Genomic DNA, 19935 nt, shown 5'->3' on the forward strand with positions numbered 1-19935 from the left:
TTGCCACTGACCCCCTTGCAGCAGGGGCTGTGGTTCCATGCCATCACCGCCCAGGGCGGCGACGACATCTATTCGGTGCAGCTGGAGATCGCGCTCAGCGGTCCGCTCGATCAGGACCGCCTGCGCGACGCCGTGCTCGCGGTGGTCACCCGCCACCCCAACCTGGCGGCCCGCTTCTCCGACAAGTTCGACCAGCCGGTGCAGATCATCCCGGCCGATCCGGTGGTGCCCTGGCGCTACGTCGACCTGCGCGGCGGCGGCCCGGACCTCGACGATCAGATCCGGCAGGTGTGCGCCGCCGAGCGCGCCGCGGTCTGCAATCTCACCAACCAGCCCGCCTTCCGCGCCGCGCTGATCGGCATCGGCGACGATGCGCACCGGCTGGTGCTGACCAACCACCACATCGTGATGGACGGCTGGTCGCTGCCGATCCTGCTGGGCGAGATATTCGCCAGCTACCACGGGCAGTGGCTGCCCGCGGCGGCGAAATACCGCAGCTTCGTCACCTGGCTGACGGGTCGTGACCTCGACGCCGCCCGCGACGCCTGGGGTGAGGTGCTGGCCGGGTTCGACACCCCCACGCTGATAGCCCCGCCGGGCCGGTTGGGGCTGGGGCCGCGCGGCGTCGCGTCGTTCCAGGTGCCCGAGCCGACCACGCGGGCGCTGGGCGAGCTGGCGCGCGCGAGCCACACCACCGTCAGCACCGTGGTGCAGGCCGCCTGGGCCCAGCTGCTGATGTGGCTGACCGGCCGGCACGACGTCGCCTTCGGCACGACGGTCTCGGGGAGGCCGCCCGAGGTGCCCGGTGCGGACACGATGGTGGGCCTGTTCATCAACACGGTGCCGGTGCGGGCGAGCATCACCGCGGACACCACCACCACCGACCTGCTCGATCAACTGCAAGACGCCTACAACGGGACGCTCGACCACCAGCACCTGGCGCTCAGCGAGCTGCACCGGATCACCGGTCAGGACCAGCTGTTCGACACCATGTTCGTCTACGAGAACTACCCGCTCGACGCGGCCGCGCTGTCGGGCGGCCACGGTGACCAAGGCTTGGCCATCACCGATTTCACCCACCACGAGTCCAACCACTACCCGCTCGCCGTCCAGGCCATGCCCGGCACGGAGATGGGGCTGCGCGTCGAATTCGACACCGACGTGTACGACGCGGCCGACATCGAAACGCTGATCGAGCGGTTCAAGCGGGTGCTGGCGGCGATGACCGCCGATCCCGGTCGGCGGTTGTCGTCGATGGACGTGCTGGACCCCGCCGAGCACGCCCAGCTTCAGAGGTGGGGCAATCGCGCCGGGCTGACCCAGCCGATGGGCGTGCCGGTGTCGATTCCCGTGCTGTTCGGCGCCCAGGTGGCCCGCACCCCCGAGGCGGTGGCGATCAGCGAGGGCGGTCGTTCGTGGACCTACCGCGAGGTCAAGCAGGCGGCAAATCGGTTGGCGCACCTGCTGGCCGGCCGGGGGGTGGGCCCGGGGCAGCGGGTGGCGCTGTTGTTGCCCCGCTCGGCCGACGCGGTCGTCGCGATGTTGGCCGTGCTCAAGACCGGGGCGGCCTACGTCCCGATCGATCCGACCGTCCCGGTGGCCCGGATGGGGTTCGTGCTCGACGACGCCGCGCCGATCGCCGTGATCACGACCGCCGGCCTGGCGGACCGGCTGGACGGGCGCGACATCGCGGTCATCGACGTCCACGACCCCGCCGTCGATCGCGAACCCAGCACCCCGCTGCCGGCGCCGGCGCCCGACGACGTCGCCTACCTCATCTACACGTCGGGCACCACCGGCACCCCCAAGGGCGTGGCGATCCCGCACCGCAACGTGACCCGGCTGCTCGAGACGCTGGACGTCGACCTGGAGCTGGCGGGCCAGGTGTGGTCGCAGTGCCACTCGCTGGCCTTCGATTTCTCGGTCTGGGAGATCTGGGGGGCGCTGCTCTACGGCGGCCGGCTGGTGATCGTGCCCGACTCGGTGGTGCGCTCGCCGCAAGATCTGCACGCCCTGCTGGTGGCCGAACAGGTCACCGTGCTGAGCCAGACCCCATCGGCGTTTTACGCGCTGCAGACCGCCGACGCCGCGCAGCCCGAGCCGGAACCCCGCCTGAAGCTCGAGGCCGTGGTGTTCGGCGGCGAGGCGCTGGAACCGCAGCGGCTGCGGGGCTGGCTGGACAACCATCCCGGCCTGCCGCGGCTGATCAACATGTACGGCATCACCGAGACGACCGTGCACGCGTCGTTCCGCGAGATCGTCGCCGGCGACGTCGACAGCCTCGCCAGCCCCATCGGGGTGCCGCTGGCCCACCTCGGATTCTTCGTGCTCGACGGGTGGTTGCGGCCGGTCCCGGCCGGCGTGGTCGGGGAGCTGTACGTGGCCGGCGCCGGGGTGGCGGACGGCTACGTCGGGCGGCCGGCGCTGAGCTCGACACGGTTCGTGGCCTGTCCGTTCGGGGAGCCGGGACAACGGATGTACCGCACCGGCGACCTGGTCTGGTGGGGCGCCGACGGCCAGCTGCGGTACGTCGGACGCGCCGACAAGCAGGTCAAGATCCGCGGCTATCGCATCGAACTCGGCGAAATCCAGGCGGCGCTGAGCGCGCTGGACGGCGTCAAACACGCGGCGGTCATCGCCCGCGAGGACCGGCCCGGGGACAAGCGCCTGGTCGGCTACGTCACCGGCAGCGTGGATCCGGTGTCGTTCGGGGCGTCGGCGCGCGCGGCGCTGGCCGAGCGGCTCCCGGCCTACATGGTGCCGGCCGCGGTGATGGTCATCGACGAGCTGCCGTTGACGGTCAACGGCAAACTCGACACCCGGGCCCTGCCGGCGCCCGAATACCAGGACGGCGACCACTACCGCGCCCCGACCACCGCCGTCGAGGAGCTGCTGGCCGGGATCTACGCGCAGGTGCTGGGTGTGGAGCCGCCGCGGCTGGTCGGGGTGGATGAGTCGTTCTTCGACCTCGGCGGGGATTCGCTGTCGGCCGTGCGCCTGGTGGCCGCGGTCAACAGCGGCCTGGATGCCGGTCTTTCGGTGCGCACCTTGTTCGAGGCGCCCACGGTCGCCCAGTTGGCGACCCGCATCGGCGGCGACGAGGCCCGGCTGGAGCCGCTGCTGCCGTTCGCGGCCGTCGAGCGGCCCGACGTGATCCCGCTGTCGTTCGCCCAGAGCCGGTTGTGGTTCATCGACCAGTTCCAGGGCCCGTCGACGATCTACAACATGGCGGTCGCCCTGCGGCTGCGAGGGCGGATGGATGCCCTCGACGAAGAGGCGCTGGGCGCGGCGCTCACCGACGTGGTGGTCCGCCAGGAGAGCCTGCGCACGCTGTTCGCCGCGCACGACGGCATACCGCGTCAGCTGGTCGTGCCCCCCGAGCGGGCCGACTTCGGTTGGGCCGTCGTCGACGCCGCCGGCTGGTCGGAAAGCCGGCTGGCCGAGGCCTTCGACGCCGTGGCCCACCATCACTTCGACCTGGCGGCCGAGATCCCCATCCGGGCAAGGCTTTTCCGGATTTCCGACGACGAACACGTGCTGGTGGCCGTGGTGCACCACATCGCCGCCGACGGCGCGTCGATCACCCCGCTGGTACGGGATCTCGGGGTGGCCTACGCCAGCCGCCGGGTGGGCCAGGCCCCCGACTGGGCCGATCTGGCGGTGCAGTACGCCGACTACACGCTGTGGCAGCGCGCGCAGCTCGGCGACCTCAGCGACGGCGACAGCCGCATCGCCGCGCAGTTGGCCTACTGGCAGGAGGCCCTGGCCGGGATGCCGGAGCACCTGCAGCTGCCCACCGATCGGCCGTACCCGCCGGTCGCGGACTACCGCGGCGCGAGCGTGTCGGTCAACTGGCCCGCCGAGCTGCAGCAGCAGGTCGCCCGGGTGGCCCGGGAACACAACGCCACCACCTTCATGGTGATGCAGGCCGCCATGGCCGTGCTGCTGGCTAAGCTCAGCGCGAGTTCCGATGTGTCCGTTGGGTTTCCGATCGCCGGGCGCGGCGACCCCGCGCTCGACGACCTGGTGGGCTTCTTCGTCAACACCTTGGTGTTGCGGGTCGACCTGGCCGGCGATCCCAGCGTCGCCGACCTACTCGCCCAGGTGCGCGCGCGCAGCCTCGCCGCGTACGAGCACCAAGACGTGCCCTTCGAGGTCCTGGTGGAAAGGCTCAACCCGACCCGCAGCCTGACCCACCACCCGCTGGTCCAGGTGATGCTGGCCTGGCAGAGCGGGCAGGGGCAGGGCACGAGCGGCCCCGCCGCCGGGCTGGCCCTGGGTGGCCTGCAGGCCACGCCGCTGCCGCTGGACACCCGGACCGCGCGCACCGACCTGGCGTTCTCGCTGGGGGAGACGTGGACCGACGCCGGTGAGCCCGCCGGCATCGCCGGGTCGGTGGAATTCCGGACCGACGTGTTCGACGCCGCCAGCATCGAAACGCTGACCGAGCGACTCCAGCGGGTGCTGGCCGCGATGACGGCGGATCCGGGGCGGCGGCTGTCGTCGGTGGACCTGCTCGACGAGGCCGAGCACGCCCGCCTCGACGAGGTCGGCAACCGCGCGGTCCTGACCCGTCCCGCGCCGGCCGCGGTGTCGGTGCCGGAGCTGTTCGCCGCGCAGGTGGCCCACGCCCCGGAGGCGCCGGCGGTGACCTTCGCGGGCCGGTCGATGACCTACCGCGAACTCGACGAGGCCGCTAATCGCTTCGCGCACTTGCTGTCCGGCCACGGCGTCGGCCCCGGCGCGTGTGTGGCGTTGCTGCTGGAGCGCTCGGCCCAGGCCGTCGTGGCCATGCTGGCGGCGCTGAAGGCCGGGGCGGCCTACCTGGCCATCGACCCGGCGCTGCCCGCGACCCGGATCGGCTTCATGCTGGACGACGCCGCGCCCGTCGCCGCGGTCACCACCGCCGGGCTGGCCGACCGACTCGACGGGCGGGACCTAACCGTCATCGAAATCAGCGATATAGAGGCCCCCGCCGCCGCGGACCAGCCGGCCACCGCGCTGCCGGCGCCGTCGGCCGACGACATCGCGTACCTGATCTACACCTCGGGGACCACCGGGACGCCCAAGGGCGTGGCGATCGCCCACCGTAACCTGGTCCACCTGGCGCAGTCGGCGCACCCGGCGCTGCCGGCGACGCAGGTGTGGACGCAATGCCACTCCTACGCGTTCGACTTCTCGGTCTGGGAGATCTGGGCCGCGCTGCTCGGCGGCGGGCGGCTGGTGGTGGTGCCCCCGTCCGTCGTCGCCTCGCCCGACGACTTCCACGACCTGCTGGCCGCCGAACGGGTCAGCGTGCTCACCCAAACCCCGTCGGCGGTGGCCGCGCTGTCGCCGCACCGGTTGGAGTCCGAGGCGGTGCTGCTCGGCGGCGAGGCGTGCTCGGCCGAGGTGGTGGACCAGTGGGCGCCCGGGCGGGTGGTGGTCAACGCCTACGGGCCGACCGAGGCCACGGTGTACGCCTCGATGAGCGCGCCGCTGCGGGCGGGGTCCGGGGCGGCCCCGATCGGTGCGCCCGTGTCGACGGCGGCGCTGTTCGTGCTGGACGAGTCGCTGCGGCGGGTGCCGGCCGGTGTGGTCGGGGAACTGTACGTGGCCGGCCGGGGCGTGGGCGTCGGATACGTCGGCCGCACCGGGCTGACCGCCTCGCGCTTCGTGGCCTGCCCGTTCGCCGGCGCGGAAGCGCCCGGGACCCGCATGTATCGCACCGGCGACCTGGTGCGGTGGCGCGCCGACGGGCAGCTGCAATATTTGGGCCGCGCCGACGAGCAGGTCAAGATCCGCGGCTACCGCATCGAACCGGGCGAGGTCCGGGCCGCGCTGGCCGCGCTGGACGGCGTGGAGCAGGCGGTGGTGGTCGCCCGCGAGGACCGCCCCGGCGACAAGCGCCTGGTCGGATACGTCACCGGCACCGCGGATCCGGCCGCGCTGCGATCCGCGTTGGCCGAGCGGTTGCCGGCCTACATGGTGCCGGCCGCGGTGGTGGCGCTGGACGCGTTGCCGCTGACGGTCAATGGCAAGCTCGACGCCAGGGCCCTGCCGGCCCCGGAGTACGAGGCCACCGATCGTTACCGCGCGCCGAGCAACCCGGCCGAGGAGATCCTGGCCGGCATCTATGCCCAGGTGTTGGGTGTGGAACGGGTCGGGGTGGACGACTCGTTCTTCGACCTGGGTGGGGATTCGCTGTCGGCGATGCGCCTGGTCGCCGCGATCAACACCGGCCTGGGCACCGGCGTCGCGGTGCGCGCCGTGTTCGAGGCGCCCACGGTGGCCCAATTGGCGACGCGCCTGCACGGTGGCGAGGGCGGCCTGGACCCGTTGGTGGCCGTCGAGCGGCCCGCGGTGGTTCCGTTGTCGTTCGCCCAGCACCGGTTGTGGTTCATCGACCAGTTGCAGGGCCCGTCACCGGTCTACAACCTGGCGGTGGCGCTGCGGCTGCGCGGGCGGCTGGATGCCGACGCGTTCTGCGCGGCGCTGGCCGACGTGGTGGCCCGCCACGAAAGCCTGCGCACGCTGTTCGCCGCGCCCGACGGAATACCGCAACAGTTGGTGCTGCCCGCCGAGCGGGCCGACTTCGGCTGGGACGTGGTCGACGCGACCGCGTGGTCGCCGGGCCGGCTGCAGGGCGGCATCGAGGAGACGGCGCGGCACAGCTTCGATCTGGCGGCCGAGATCCCTTTGCGGGCAAGGCTTTTCCGCGTCGACGACGACGAACACGTGCTAGTCGCCGTGGTGCATCACATCGCCGCCGACGGCCTGTCGATCGCCCCGCTGGTGCGCGACATATCCGTCGCCTACGCCAGCCGCTGCGTCGGGCAGGCGCCCGGCTGGACGCCGTTGCCGGTGCAGTACGTCGACTACACGCTGTGGCAGCGCGCGCAGTTCGGCGATCTGAGCGACGAGGACAGTCCCATCGCCGCGCAGCTGGCGTACTGGCAGGAGGCCCTGGCGGGGATGCCCGAGCGGCTCGGGCTGCCCACCGACCGGCCCTACCCGCCGGTGGCCGACCAGCGGGGCGCCAGCGTGGTGCTGCACTGGCCCGTCGAGTTGCAGCGGCAGGTCGTGCGGGTGGCCCGCGAACACAACGCGACCAACTTCATGGTTATGCAGGCCGCGCTGGCCGTGCTGCTGGCCAAGCTCAGCGCGAGTTCCGATGTGGCGGTGGGCTTCCCGATCGGGGGACGCCGCGACCCCGCGCTCGACGAGTTGGTCGGTTTCTTCGTCAACACGTTGGTGCTGCGCGTGGACGTGGCGGGTGACCCGAGCGTCGCCGAGCTGCTGGCCCAGGTGCGGGCGCGCAGCCTGGCCGCCTACGAGCACCAGGACGTGCCCTTCGAGGTGGTCGTCGAGCGGCTGAACCCCACCCGATCGCTGACCCACCACCCGCTCGTCCAGGTGATGCTGGCCTGGCGGACCCTGCACGACACCGCCGGCGACCCGACCGCACGGTTCGCGGCGGGGGAGCTGGAGCTCACCCAGATGCCGGTGGACACCGGCACCGCCCGCATGGACCTGGCGCTGTCCCTGGAAGAGCACCTGGACGCGGACGGTGAGCCGGCCGGCATCGGCGGGGTGGTGGAATTCCGCACCGACGTGTTCGACGCGGCCACCATTGAAACGCTGATCGAGCGTTTGCAGCGCGTGTTGATCGAGATGACCAGCGACCCGACCCGGCGGCTGTCGTCGATCGGCGTGCTCGACGACGCCGAGCGAATCCGGTTGGAGGACTGGGGCAACCGGGCCGCGCTGACCCAGCCCGCGCGCCCGCCGGCGTCGATTCCGGAGCTGTTCGCCGCGCAGGTGGCGCGGGTGCCCGACGCGGCGGCGGTGACCTTCGAGGGCCGCTCGATGACCTACCGCGAGCTCGATGACGCGGCAAACCGGTTGGCGCGCCGGTTGGCCGGCGGGGGCGTGGGGCCGGGCCGGCGCGTGGCCCTGCTGCTGCCCCGATCGGCCGAAGCGATCGTCGCGATCCTGGCCGTGGTGAAGACCGGGGCGGCGTACGTGCCGATCGATCCGGCGGTCCCGGAGGCCCGGATGCGTTTCGTGCTCGGCGACGCCGCACCGGTCGCCGCGATCACCACCGCCGAGTACCGCCCGCGGCTGGACGGACACGACCTGCTGATCATCGACGTCCAAGACACCGACGACCCCGACCTTGGCACCTTGCGGCCGGTGGCGTGCCCGGACGACGTCGCCTACATCATCTACACCTCGGGCACGACCGGAACCCCCAAGGGGGTCGCGGTCCCGCATCGCAACGTGACCCGGCTGCTGGACACGCTGGCCGGCGACATGGAGCTCGAGGGTCGGGTGTGGACGCAGTGCCATTCGCTGGCGTTCGACTTCTCGGTGTGGGAGATCTGGGGCGCGCTGCTCTACGGCGGGCGCGTGGTGGTGGCGCCCGACTCGGTGGTGCGCTCGCCCGAAGACCTGCACGCGCTGCTGGTGACCGAACGGGTCAGCGTCCTGAGCCAGACGCCGTCGGCGTTCTACGCCCTGCAGGCCGCCGACGCGTTGCAGCCCGAGCTGGGGTCGCAGTTGGAGCTGGAGGCCGTCGTGTTCGGCGGCGAAGCGCTCGAACCGCAGCGGCTGCGCGCCTGGCTGGACAGCCACCCGGCCCGGCCCCGGCTGATCAACATGTACGGCATCACCGAGACGACGGTGCACGCCTCGTTCCGGGAGATCGTCGCCGACGACGTCGACACCGCGGTGAGCCCCATCGGGGTGCCGCTGGCCCACCTGGGTTTCTTCGTGCTCGACACCGCGTTGCAGCCCGTGCCCCCCGGTGTGGTCGGCGAGTTGTACGTCGCCGGCGCCGGGTTGGCGCACGGCTACATCGGCCGCGCGGGCCTGACCGGGACGCGGTTCGTCGCGTGCCCGTTCGGCGGGCCCGGGACACGCATGTATCGCACCGGCGACCTGATGAGCTGGGGCCCCGACGGGCAGCTGCGTTACATGGGACGGGCCGACGAGCAGGTCAAGATCCGCGGCTACCGCATCGAGCTGGGCGAGGTCCAGGCGACATTGAACGGCGTCGACGGCGTGCAGCAGGCGGTGGTGATCGCCCGCGAGGACCGCCCCGGCGACAAGCGGCTGGTGGGTTACGTGACCGGAACGGCGGATCCCGCCGAGGTGCGCGCCGCGCTGGCCGACCGGCTGCCGGCCTACATGGTGCCGGCCGCGGTCGTGGCGCTGGACGCGTTGCCGCTGACCGTCAACGGCAAACTCGACACCCGCGCCCTGCCGGCGCCGGAGTACCAGGACGTCGATCACTACCGCGCCCCGGCCGACGCGGTTGAGGAGATCCTGGCCGGCATCTACGCCCAGGTGCTCGGGCTGGAGCGGGTCGGGGTCGAGGAGTCGTTCTTCGAACTCGGGGGCGACAGCATCCTGTCGATGCAGGTGGTGGCGCGGGCGCGCGCCGCCGGCGTGGTCGTTCGGCCGCGCGACATCTTCGTCGAGCAGACCGTGGCCAAGCTCGCCCGGGCGGCCGGCGTGGTCGCCGACGACGCCGACGTGATCGACGAGGGCGTCGGCACGGTGGTGGCCACGCCGATCATGCGCTGGCTGCACGGTGTCGACGGGCCCGTCGACGAGTTCAACCAGACGGTGCTGGTGCAGGCCCCGGTGGGGGTGACGTCGTCCGACGTGGTGGCGGTGTTGCAGGCCCTGCTGGATCGGCACCCGACGTTGCGGCTGCGCGTCGACAGCGACAACACCGACGGCGCCGGCGGGTGGTCGGTGACGGTGCCCGAACCCGGTGCGGTGGACGCGCGCGGGTGCCTGCAGACGGTGGACATCCTGTCCGACGACGCGGTCATCGCGGCGCGGTCGCGGTTGAACCCGTCGGCCGGGGTGATGCTGAGCGCGCTGTGGGCGGCCCCCACCGGGCAGCTGCTGTTAATCGTCCACCATCTGGCGGTCGACGGCGTGTCGTGGCGGATCCTGCTCGAGGACCTCAACCTCGCCTGGGCGCAGCACCGCGGCGGGCAGCAGGTGGTGTTGCCGGCGCCGCGGACGTCGTTCGCCCGGTGGGCGGCGCTGCTGGCCGAGCACGCCCACCACCCCGGGGTGGTGGAACAGGCGCGCGCGTGGCGGCAGATCGCCGCGCTGCCCGCGGAGTTGCCGGCGGTGCAACCCGCGGTGGACACCTACGCGACCGCGGGGAACCTGTCGGTGGAGCTGGACGCCGAGACGACCCGGATGCTGCTCGGCGAGGTGCCGGCGGCGTTCCACGCCGGGATCCACGAGATCTTGTTGATCGCGTTCGCCTTGGCGTGTGCCGAGTTCTTGGGCAGCGGCGCCGCGCCGATCGTCATCGATGCGGAGGGCCACGGGCGCCAGGAGGAGCTGGACCCCCGCGTCGACCTGTCCCGCACGGTGGGATGGTTCACCACCAAGTACCCCGTGGCGCTCGCGGTGGGCGGGCTGGACTGGGCGCAGGTCCTGGCCGGTGACGCCGGGCTGGGCGCGGTGATCAAAGACGCCAAGGAGCAGCTTCGCGCCCTGCCGGACGGCCTGACCTACGGGATGCTGCGCTACCTGAACAGCGACGTCGACCTGGAGGGGCCCGACCCGACCATCGGGTTCAACTACCTCGGGCGGCTGGGCGCCGCGGCGACCGAGGTGTCCGGCGACATCTGGGAGATCCGCCAGGACGGCTGGGCGGTGACCGGCGTTGCCGCGGCGACGCCAATGCCGCTCATGCACACCGTGGAGCTCAACGCGGGCACCCTGGACGCCGACACCGGTCCGCGCCTGCGCGCGGGCTGGACGTGGGCCCCCTCGGCCCTGGATCAGGCGCGGGTCAGCCGGCTGAGCCGGTTGTGGTTCGACGCGCTGGCCGGCATCTGCGCGCACGTGCGCGGCGGCGGGGGCGGGTTGACGCCGTCGGACATCGCGCCCGCCCGGCTGAGCCAGCTGCAGATCGACGAGCTGGCGCGGCAATACCGCATCGCCGACGTGCTGCCGCTGACCCCGCTGCAGCAGGGCCTGCTGTTCCACGCCAGCACCGCCCAGGGCGGCGACGACGTGTACGCGGTGCAGCTCGACGTCACGCTGAGCGGCCGGCTCGACCAGCACCGCCTGCGCGACGCCGTGCACACCGTGGTCGCCCGCCACCCCAACCTCGCGGCCCGCTTCAGCGCGCGGTTCGACCAGCCGGTGCAGATCATCCCGGCCGACCCCGTGGTGCCCTGGCGCTACCTCGACCTCAGCGGGGGCGATGCGGACCTCGACGAGCAGATCCAGCAGGTGTGCGCCACCGAACGCGCCGCGGTCTACGACCTGGCCGACCATCCGGCCCTGCGGGTCGCGCTCATCCGCACCGCCCAGGACCGGCACCGGTTCGTGCTGACCAACCACCACATCGTGCTCGACGGATGGTCGCTGCCGATCCTGCTGGGCGAGCTGTTCGCCAGCTATTACGGGCAGCGGCTGCCAGCGGCGGGGTCGTATCGCCGGTTCGTGTCCTGGTTGGCCGGCCGTGACGTCGAAGGCGCCCGCGCGGTGTGGCGGGAGATATTCGCCGGCTTCGCCGCCCCCACCCTGGTCGGGCCGCCGGATTGGTTCGGGCTGGGCCGGCGGGGCGTCGCGTCGTTCCGGGTGCCCGAAGAGACCACCCGGGCGCTCGGCGAGTTGGCGCGCACGCGGCACACCACCGTGAGCACCGTGCTGCAGGCCGCCTGGGCGCAGCTGCTGACGTGGCTGACCGGCCAGCGCGACGTCGCCTTCGGCGCTGTGGTCTCCGGGCGGCCGGCCGAGGTGCCCGGCGCGGACTCGATGGTGGGCCTGTTCATCAACACCGTGCCGGTCCGGGCGACCATCACGGGGGAGACCGCCACCATCGACCTGCTGGATCAACTGCAGGGCGAACACAACCGCACGCTGGACCACCAGCACCTGGCGCTGAGCGAAGTCCACCGCGTCACCGGCCACGCACGGCTCTTCGACACCGTTTTCGTCTACGAGAACTACCCCGCCGACGCCGCCGCGTTGTCGGGGACCGACGGGTTGGCCGTCACCGAGATCGCCAACCGCGACTACTACCACTACCCCCTCACCGTCCAGGCGCTGCCGGGCCGAGAGCTGGAGCTGCAAGTCCAATTCCGCGCCGACGTTTTCTCTCCGGCCGACATCGACGCGCTGATCGAGCGATTCCAGGAAACGCTGGTCGCCATGATCACCGACCCGACGCGACCGCTGGCGCCGATCGATGTGCGCGACGAGGGGAAGCACGCGCGCCCGGACCTGTCGAGCTACTCCGCAGCGCCGGCGGTGTCAGTGCCCGAACACAACCACCACAACGGGAACGGCCACCATGCCCCGGCCAGCCTGGTCGAACAGATCTTGACCGGCATCTACGCGCAGGTGCTCGGGGTCAATCACGTCGGCATCGACGAGTCGTTCTTCGACCTCGGCGGGGACTCCCTCGCCGCGATGCGGGCCACCGCCACGATCAACACGGCGCTGGACGCCAACCTCGAGGTGACCGCCCTGTTCGAGGCCCCGACCGTCAGACGGTTGAGCCAGCGGCTGGGCGGACATGCCCACTCGGTCGAAGAGGTTCCGGTCATTCCGGACCTCTAGAACCGCGCGGCTGCTACCACATGGACGGCACTAGCCGGTAGCGAACCTTCTGCGTGTACTCGCGGTATCCGTCCAGCTCCTTCTGCAGCAGCTTCTCCTCGTCGCTGATGCGCGAAGCCAGCACGAGCAGGCCGGGAACCACGAAGACCAGCCCCCAGTAAGACCCGAGCGCAAGGGGGATGCCGACCATCATGATCACGTTGCCGGTGTACATCGGATGCCGCACCAGCCCGTACAGCCCGCTCGAGACGACCTGTTGGCCCGACTGCACCTGGACCGTCGCGGACGCGTAGCTGTTCTGGATGATCACCAGCGCCACCACGCCCAGGCCGACGGCGACCAGGACGTCTCCGAGCACGCAGACCGCCGTGGGCACCGGTGACCAGCCGAAGCGATGGTCAAGGGCGCTGACCACCACCATCGCCGCCAGCGACACGTACAAGCCGGCGATGATGACGCGCTGCGCCATCCGGGCCTCGGCCGCCGGGCCCCCACGCATCCGGGCCTCCAGCGCGGCGGGATTCATGCGCAGCAAGTAGACGGCGGGGATCCAGGCCGCGATGGCGACCACCACGAGAAAAACCCATGCCTGCCAGTAATTGAATGTGCCCGCGGGAAAAAACAGCATGAGGCCGAACACGACGAACTCAACGACACCGAAGACGAGCATCTTAGGAATGGTTTTCACCCATCCTCCTTCGTCGGCATACCAGCAGCACTGAAACTACCGTTGCCTACCCGGAGAATGTGCGCGATTCGTGATTGCGGCGCACGGCACCACCGACGGGCGGGTGCCTAAGGCTTAAGGGAGGAGGCGCTCACCCGGCAGCGACGATCCGCCTGCGGGCACCTGCGCGACCGGAAGGAACGCGAAATCACCTTTCGGCGGCATTGCGGGGGCGCATTCCCTGGGTGTGTCGAGGCAGGAACCGCCGCGCCGCAGCTTCTCGATCGCCGTGAGCACCTGGCGCCCCAACGCCATCTGGTACTCCCGCAGGTATTGCACGCGGCGCGGGTCATCCTCGGCCAAGTGGTGGGTAAGCGGGTGCTGCGTCTTCCAAACCGCGTCCTGGGCCGCTTCCCCCACGGCGACCAGAAAATCTTCCTCGTCCATGCTCCCCCAATCGCGCGCCACCGATCCAGTATCGGCAATTTTCCACCTGAAAGGGAGTTTTAGCAATTTTTGTCATGGCATTTCGCTATTAAACACCCGTCTAGTGAGAATGGATCCAGTAAACAATTTTCACGTCGGCAACTATCGGCCGGAAATGACCGCTCGCACGGACATTACGAACCGATCCCCCTGCATAACATGGCATCCGGTACCAAGCTCGGCGCGCGGAAGGGTCGATGGTACGAGTCGTCGGCCTCGGGAGGGCAAATTCCTTCGGCGAGGCGCCGAATTGCCTGTAACGCAAATTAAGGTTTTCAGTTAGTTTGCCGACCCGGCGCCGAGGGCGACAGTAATTCGACTCCACCAGCCCGAACGGCCGGGGTGACACAGGCGCGGATCGGCGAGGGGAATTGCGGGCGGACGAAACCTCTGTCGCGAGGGTCGGGCCGGACAATCGCGCCGGACGGCCCGTCGGGGCCATCGCCCGGGCCGCCGGGCCCGGGCAGCCGCAACGTCGGCGCGCCTGTGCGGACTTTCGCCCGGAAACCGCGGAAGATACGCAAAGTCGAGAATGCCGCGCCTAATCGTGATTTAGGATCGATTACGGCGGAATGGGATGAATGACGTTATGTGTGCCGATCATGACCGGGGTTGGCAACGGTGATCGCGCCGCGGTGGCGAGCGCGAACGCCGGGACGCCGCCTGAACGCCGCTCCCGACCCGCCCTCCGCAGGTGCGGAACACGACGAACGAAATCTCGTGAAACGTTGTAAGGCACGTGTGCAACGGGATACGTTTTCACTTTCGTCAGTGGATGGTGATCGTCGTATCAAGGCCCGCGAGCCGGAGGCGGTCTTCGGAGGTCAGCGGTGTCCTATGTGATCGCAGCGCCGGACGTGCTTGCGGCCGTGGCAGCGAAGGTCGCCAGCATCGGCTCATCGGTCAGCGCCGCGAATTCGGCGGCGGCGGCCCCCACGACCGGTGTGGTTGCCGCCGCCGGTGACGAGGTTTCCGCGGCGGTCGCGTCGGTGTTCTCCGACGCCGCAAGGCAGTTTCAGGCCCTAAGCGCTCAGGCGGCGACGTTTCAATCCCAGTTCGTGCAGGCCCTGACCGGGTCGGGCGGGGCCTATGCCGCGGCCGAGGCGACCAATGCCGCCAGCATTTCGCCCTATTCGGTTTTCGCGCCGATTTGGAACGCGGTGGCGGAGGCCTCCGGCGCGACCCCGCCGCCCCGGACGGACGTCCTGGCGACGGTGATGTACGAGCTGAACCAGACCAGCCAGCAGCTGGTCGGGGCACCGCTGTTTTTCGACGGCGCCGATGGGACGCAGGCCAGCCCGAACGGTCAGAACGGCGGGCTGCTGCTCGGCAATGGCGGAAAGGGCTGGGACTCCACCCTCGCCGGCGTGGCCGGCGGCAGCGGCGGGCAGGCCGGGATCTTCGGCAACGGCGGCGCCGGCGGCCTGGGCGGCGCCGGGGCGGCCGGCGGAAACGGCGGGGCCGCCATCTGGGGCGGCAATGGCGGCGCCGGCGGTGCCGGCGGTGGCTCCCTCACCTCAGGGGTGAACGGTGGCAACGGCGGGGCCGGCGGGCCCGGCGGATTCCTGTCGGGCGTCGGTGGCGTCGGCGGCGCCGGCGGAAGCGCGACCGACGCGACCGGCGGCACCGGCGGGGCCGGCGGCAACACGGGCTTTCTCGGGGGCGCCGAGTTGGGCGTGGGCGTTCCGCAAGGCGGCACCGGCGGGGCCGGCGGCATGAGCCTCAGCGGCCAGGGCGGCACCGGCGGGGCCGGCGGGGCCGGCTTTGCGTTGGGCGGGACCGGTGGGGCCGGCGGCCAAGGCGCCACCGGCGGCACCGGCGGCGCGGGTGGTGTCGCGTTCAACCTGGGCTGGGGAACCGCCACCGGCGGAACCGGCGGGGAGGGCGGCATCGGCACGGTCGGCGCCGGGGGCAACGGCGGCCACGGGGGCGGCGCCATCATGGGGCCCTACAACTTCACCGTCGACACCTTCAACGGCCTGGCGATCTACCCGCCCGAGTGGGGCACCGCGACCGGCGGGCAAGGCGGCGCCGGGGGCTTCGGCGTCACGGTCGGGGGCACCGGTGGCACGGGCGGCACCGCGCAGAACTACCTGGCGACGGGACATTCCATCGGCGGCACCGGCGGGACCGGCGGCGGCGGCACCATCGGCGGCAACGGTGGCAACGGCGGCAACGTCTTCGCGATCACCGCGGGCAATACCACCGTCGGCACCGGCGGGGCGGCCGGCGGGACCGGTGGGACCCCCGGCGACCCCGGGCAGGTCATCACACCGTAGCGACGGCCGATGCCGCCCGCCCCGTAGGCTGAGGGCCCATGAACGCCTTCCCGCGGGCACCGATCGAGGTATCGCCGCTGGCCTGGCTGGACGCGGTGGAGAAGCAGCGCCGCGAGGCCGGGCTGCGTCGCTCGCTGCGCCCGCGTCCCGCCGTCACGACCGAGCTGGACCTGGCTTCCAACGACTATCTCGGGCTGTCCCAGCACCCCGACGTGATCGAGGGGGGCGTTGCGGCGCTGCGGATGTGGGGCGCCGGGGCAACCGGCTCCCGCCTGGTCACCGGCGACACCGAGCTGCACCAGGAATTCGAATGCGAGCTCGCCGAGTTCGTCGGCGCCGCCTCGGGACTGCTGTTCTCCTCCGGATACACCGCCAACCTGGGGGCCGTCGTCGGCCTGTCCGGGCCCGGCTCGCTGCTGGTGTCCGACGCCCTTTCGCACGCGTCGCTGGTGGACGCGTGCCGGCTCTCGCGCGCCCGGGTGCTTGTGACGCCGCACCGCGACGTGACCGCCGTCGACGCGGCCCTGGCCTCCCGCGACGAGGAGCGCGCCGTCGTCATCACCGACTCCGTCTTCAGCGCCGACGGGTCGCTGGCCCCGGTGCGCGAACTGCACGAGGTGTGCCGCCGCCACCGCGCGCTGCTCATCGTCGACGAGGCGCACGGCCTCGGGGTGCGCGGCGGCGGGCGCGGGCTGCTGCACGAGCTCGGGCTCGCGGGCGCGCCCGACATCGTGATGACCACGACGCTGTCCAAGGCGCTGGGCAGCCAGGGCGGGGTGGTGCTTGGCCCGGCGCCGGTGCGCGCGCACCTGATCGATGCGGCCCGGCCGTTCATCTTCGACACCGGCCTGGCGCCGGCGGCGGTGGGCGCCGCGCGCGCGGCGCTGCGCGTGCTGCAGGCCGAGGCGTGGCGCCCGGGCGCGGTGCTGCGCCACGCCCGCTTCCTGGCCGAGACATGCGGCGTGCCCGACGTGCCGGCGTCGGCGGTGGTGTCGGTGATCCTGGGCGATCCGGAGGTGGCGCTGGCCGCCGCGACCGCGTGCCTGGACGCCGGCGTCAAGGTGGGCTGCTTCCGGCCCCCGACCGTGCCCGCCGGGACGTCGCGGCTGCGGCTGTCCGCGCGCGCGTCGCTGGACGCCGACGACCTCGAGATCGCGCGCCGCGTGCTGACGGATGTGCTCGCCGTGGCGCGCCGTTGACCGTTCTGGTCGTCACCGGCACCGGCACCGGGGTCGGCAAGACGGTCGCCACCGCGGCGCTGGCCTGCCACGCCCGTCAGGCCGGCATCGACGTGGCGGTGTGCAAGCCGGTCCAGACCGGCACCGACATTGGCGACGACGACCTCGCCGAGGTGGGCCGGCTGTCCGGGGTAACGGAGCTCGTCGGGCTGGCGCGGTATCCGCAACCGCTGGCGCCGGCCGCCGCGGCCGAGGAGGCGGGGCGGCCGCTGCCCACCCGCGAGGACGTCGTGCGGGTAATCCGGGGCCTGGACCGCCCCGGCCGGTTGACATTGGTCGAAGGCGCGGGCGGCCTGCTGGTCGAGCTCGCCGGCGGCGGCGTCACCGTGCGCGACCTCGCCGTCGAAATGGGCGCCGCGGCGCTGGTCGTGGTCGGCGCGGAGCTGGGCACCCTCAACCACACCGCGCTGACCCTGGAAGGGCTTGCCGCCCAACGAATTCCGTGTGCGGGGCTGGTGATCGGGAGCTGGCCGGCCCGACCCGGCCTGGTGGAGACGTCGAACCGGTCGGCGCTGGCGAGGCTGGCCCCGGTGCGGGCCGCGCTGCCCGCCGACGCGTCGTCCAGGCCCGACTTCGCGGCCATGAGCGCCGACGCGTTCGACCGCGAATGGGTGAGCGCGCTGGTGCGCTGATGGTCCATTCCATCGAGCTGGTCTTCGACCCCGACACCGAGGAAGCCATTCGGGGCCTCTGGCGCGAGTTGGCCGCCGCCGGGATCCCCAGCCAGGCGCCGGCCAGCCGGCCGCACGTCACGCTGGCCGTCGCGGAACGCATCGACCCGCGCGTCGACGCGCTGCTGGGTCCCGTCGCCCAACGACTTCCGCTGGCCGCCGCGATCGGCGCACCGGTGCTGTTCGGGCGGGCGAATGTCGTGTTCGCACGGCTGATCGTGCCGACAAGCGAACTGCTTGCCCTGCACGCCGAGGTGCACCGGCTGTGCGGCCCGCACCTGGACCCGGCCCCGATGTCCAACAGCCTGCCCGGCCAATGGACCGCGCACGTGACGCTGGCCCGCCGCGTCGGCGGGCACCAACTCGGGCGGGCGCTGCGCGTCGCGGGCCGACCGGCGCAGCTCGACGGCCGCTTCGCCGGCCTGCGCCGCTGGGACGGCGGCACGAAGGTCGAGCACCCGCTGTAGGAGTGTGTTTGCGTGTGCATCCTGGGCTTCGCGTGTGACGCCACGGCGCAAAAATCGTCCAGATCCCGCCGTGGGCTCACACCGAAAGCCGTGGGCTCACACGGCTAACCGCCGAACAGCAGGTACAGGCCGGTGAACGTGTAGCCGACCATGACCAGCATCATGGTGAGCTGCCCGGTGAGCTGATGGCCGGCCGGCAGCAACCGCAGGGCCCTGTCGTGGGCGGCGACCACCGCCACGATGTGCCCGGTCACCACCGACGCCACCTTGATGCCGGCGAGCAGCGGGGGATGCGCCGACAGTACGTAGGCGACGTGAAAATGGGCCAGCCCCAACAGGTTCCAGCCGCGGCCGAACGGATCGGCCAGCGCGAACACGGCCTGCTGGCCGCGCTCGACGAGGTAGGACAGGTAGTGGGCGAAGATGTAGCCCACCACGATCGGGATCAGCGAATGCGCCATCCGCCCGGGCAGGGCCCGGCGTTCCTCGCGGTCGACGCCCCCGGTCGCGCGCGCCGCAAGTGAAAACGTCACCGCCACAACGGAAATGAAGACGATCAGCCCCACCGTCCGCAGTAGCGACGAGGACAGCGTCGGCGCCAGGCCGAAGCCGCGCGAAACATCGTCGGCGAACCCCCGCCACGTCGGCGACGACGAGAAGCTGTCGAACGCCGTCGACCCGAGCAGCACCGCCAGCAACACCACCACCCCCGGCCGCACGGGCAGCGACGGCAGGTGGTCGAGCGGGTTACCGACGACGATCTTGCCGGTGGCCGGGTTGCGCCGAAACGGGCAGAGCCGGGAAACCGCCATGCTGTACACGCCGAATGGGTCGGCCCGGGCCAGCCAGCGTTGCCCGCACAGCCACGCTCCGGCCAGCATCAGCGCCGCATAGGTCGCCAGCCACGCCTGGACCAGCGGCAGCGACGCCGGGTTGGGGCTGGCCAGCTCCAACCACACGAACGCGAACAGCCCCAGCGCCGCGGGCCGATAGCCCCAGCCCTCGGGGTAGGACCACCGCGGCCGGCCGAGTCGCGCCGGCGCCACGCGCCGCAGCAGCTGATACACCGTGCGCATCGGCGAGAGCACCCGCCACACCGGTCCGAAAAGCAACGACAGCGCCACCAACCCGACCCACAGCAGCACGTAGAACGCGCCGAGCAGGGCGTTGGACTCCGAGCGGGGCCCCAACGCCCCGGCCAGCACCACCCATGCCGCGAACGCCAACGCCAGCCCGGCCGCCGTCCAGCGCGTCGCCCGCGCGTCGACGAAGGAGGTCAGCGCCGACGGCAACGGCCGGCCGGGCTTGTCCGGATCGAACCGCGGCCGCCGCCACGCGAACGCGACCAGCGCGAAGGTGAACGTCAGCGCCCACGCCGCCCCGACCGTCGCGTACAGGTACGGCACCGGAAGGTCGCCCGACCCACCCAGACCGTGCGCGAGCACCGCCGTCGCGCCGGCGCCGGGCAAACCTTCCAGTTCAGTGTCGACGTCCCTGGGAACGTGGAGGTCGAGCTGCATCACCTGGACCGCACGA

At 71.8% G+C, this 19935-nt stretch carries 8 protein-coding genes; 5 read left to right on the plus strand and 3 right to left on the minus strand.

Features of this window, described 5'->3' with window-relative positions:
• On the plus strand, positions 1-12591 hold the full coding sequence (locus tag A9X00_RS31035; RefSeq protein WP_232006948.1) for a non-ribosomal peptide synthetase: 12591 nt from the start codon (positions 1-3) through the stop codon (positions 12589-12591).
• Between the two features lie 13 nt (positions 12592-12604).
• On the opposite strand, the gene A9X00_RS26780 is transcribed toward A9X00_RS31035, so the two are convergent.
• Positions 12605-13261 (minus strand): methyltransferase, encoded by a 657-nt coding sequence (locus A9X00_RS26780; RefSeq protein WP_156772319.1) that lies wholly within the window; start codon positions 13259-13261, stop codon positions 12605-12607.
• A gap of 132 nt (positions 13262-13393) precedes the next feature.
• A complete protein-coding gene (locus A9X00_RS26785; protein WP_067160596.1) occupies positions 13394-13705 on the minus strand; it encodes a hypothetical protein in 312 nt (103 codons plus the stop codon).
• 869 nt (positions 13706-14574) lie between these two features.
• Here A9X00_RS26785 and A9X00_RS32645 point away from each other — a divergent pair.
• Genes A9X00_RS32645 through A9X00_RS26805 form a run of 4 tightly spaced genes read left to right on the plus strand, consistent with a single transcriptional unit; the run spans position 14575 to position 18399 of the window.
• A complete protein-coding gene (locus A9X00_RS32645) occupies positions 14575-16023 on the plus strand; it encodes a PE family protein (RefSeq protein WP_067160599.1) in 1449 nt (482 codons plus the stop codon).
• Positions 16024-16061: 38 nt separating this feature from the next.
• On the plus strand, positions 16062-17222 hold the full coding sequence (locus tag A9X00_RS26795) for an 8-amino-7-oxononanoate synthase (RefSeq protein WP_067160602.1): 1161 nt from the start codon (positions 16062-16064) through the stop codon (positions 17220-17222).
• The gene (gene bioD, locus A9X00_RS26800) at positions 17219-17893 is read left to right on the plus strand and encodes a dethiobiotin synthase (protein WP_067160604.1); all 675 of its coding nucleotides are present in this window, start codon (positions 17219-17221) and stop codon (positions 17891-17893) included. The genes A9X00_RS26795 and bioD overlap by 4 nt, the downstream gene beginning before the upstream one ends.
• A complete protein-coding gene (locus tag A9X00_RS26805) occupies positions 17893-18399 on the plus strand; it encodes a 2'-5' RNA ligase family protein (protein WP_067160607.1) in 507 nt (168 codons plus the stop codon). Before bioD ends, A9X00_RS26805 begins: the two co-directional genes overlap by 1 nt.
• Positions 18400-18503: 104 nt before the next feature.
• Here A9X00_RS26805 and A9X00_RS26810 read toward each other — a convergent pair whose 3' ends face one another.
• Positions 18504-19919 (minus strand): hypothetical protein, encoded by a 1416-nt coding sequence (locus A9X00_RS26810; protein ID WP_067160610.1) that lies wholly within the window; start codon positions 19917-19919, stop codon positions 18504-18506.
• Positions 19920-19935: the final 16 nt, after the last annotated feature.

The sequence above is a fragment of the Mycobacterium sp. 1245805.9 genome (assembly GCF_001672915.1).
GTDB lineage: Bacteria > Actinomycetota > Actinomycetes > Mycobacteriales > Mycobacteriaceae > Mycobacterium.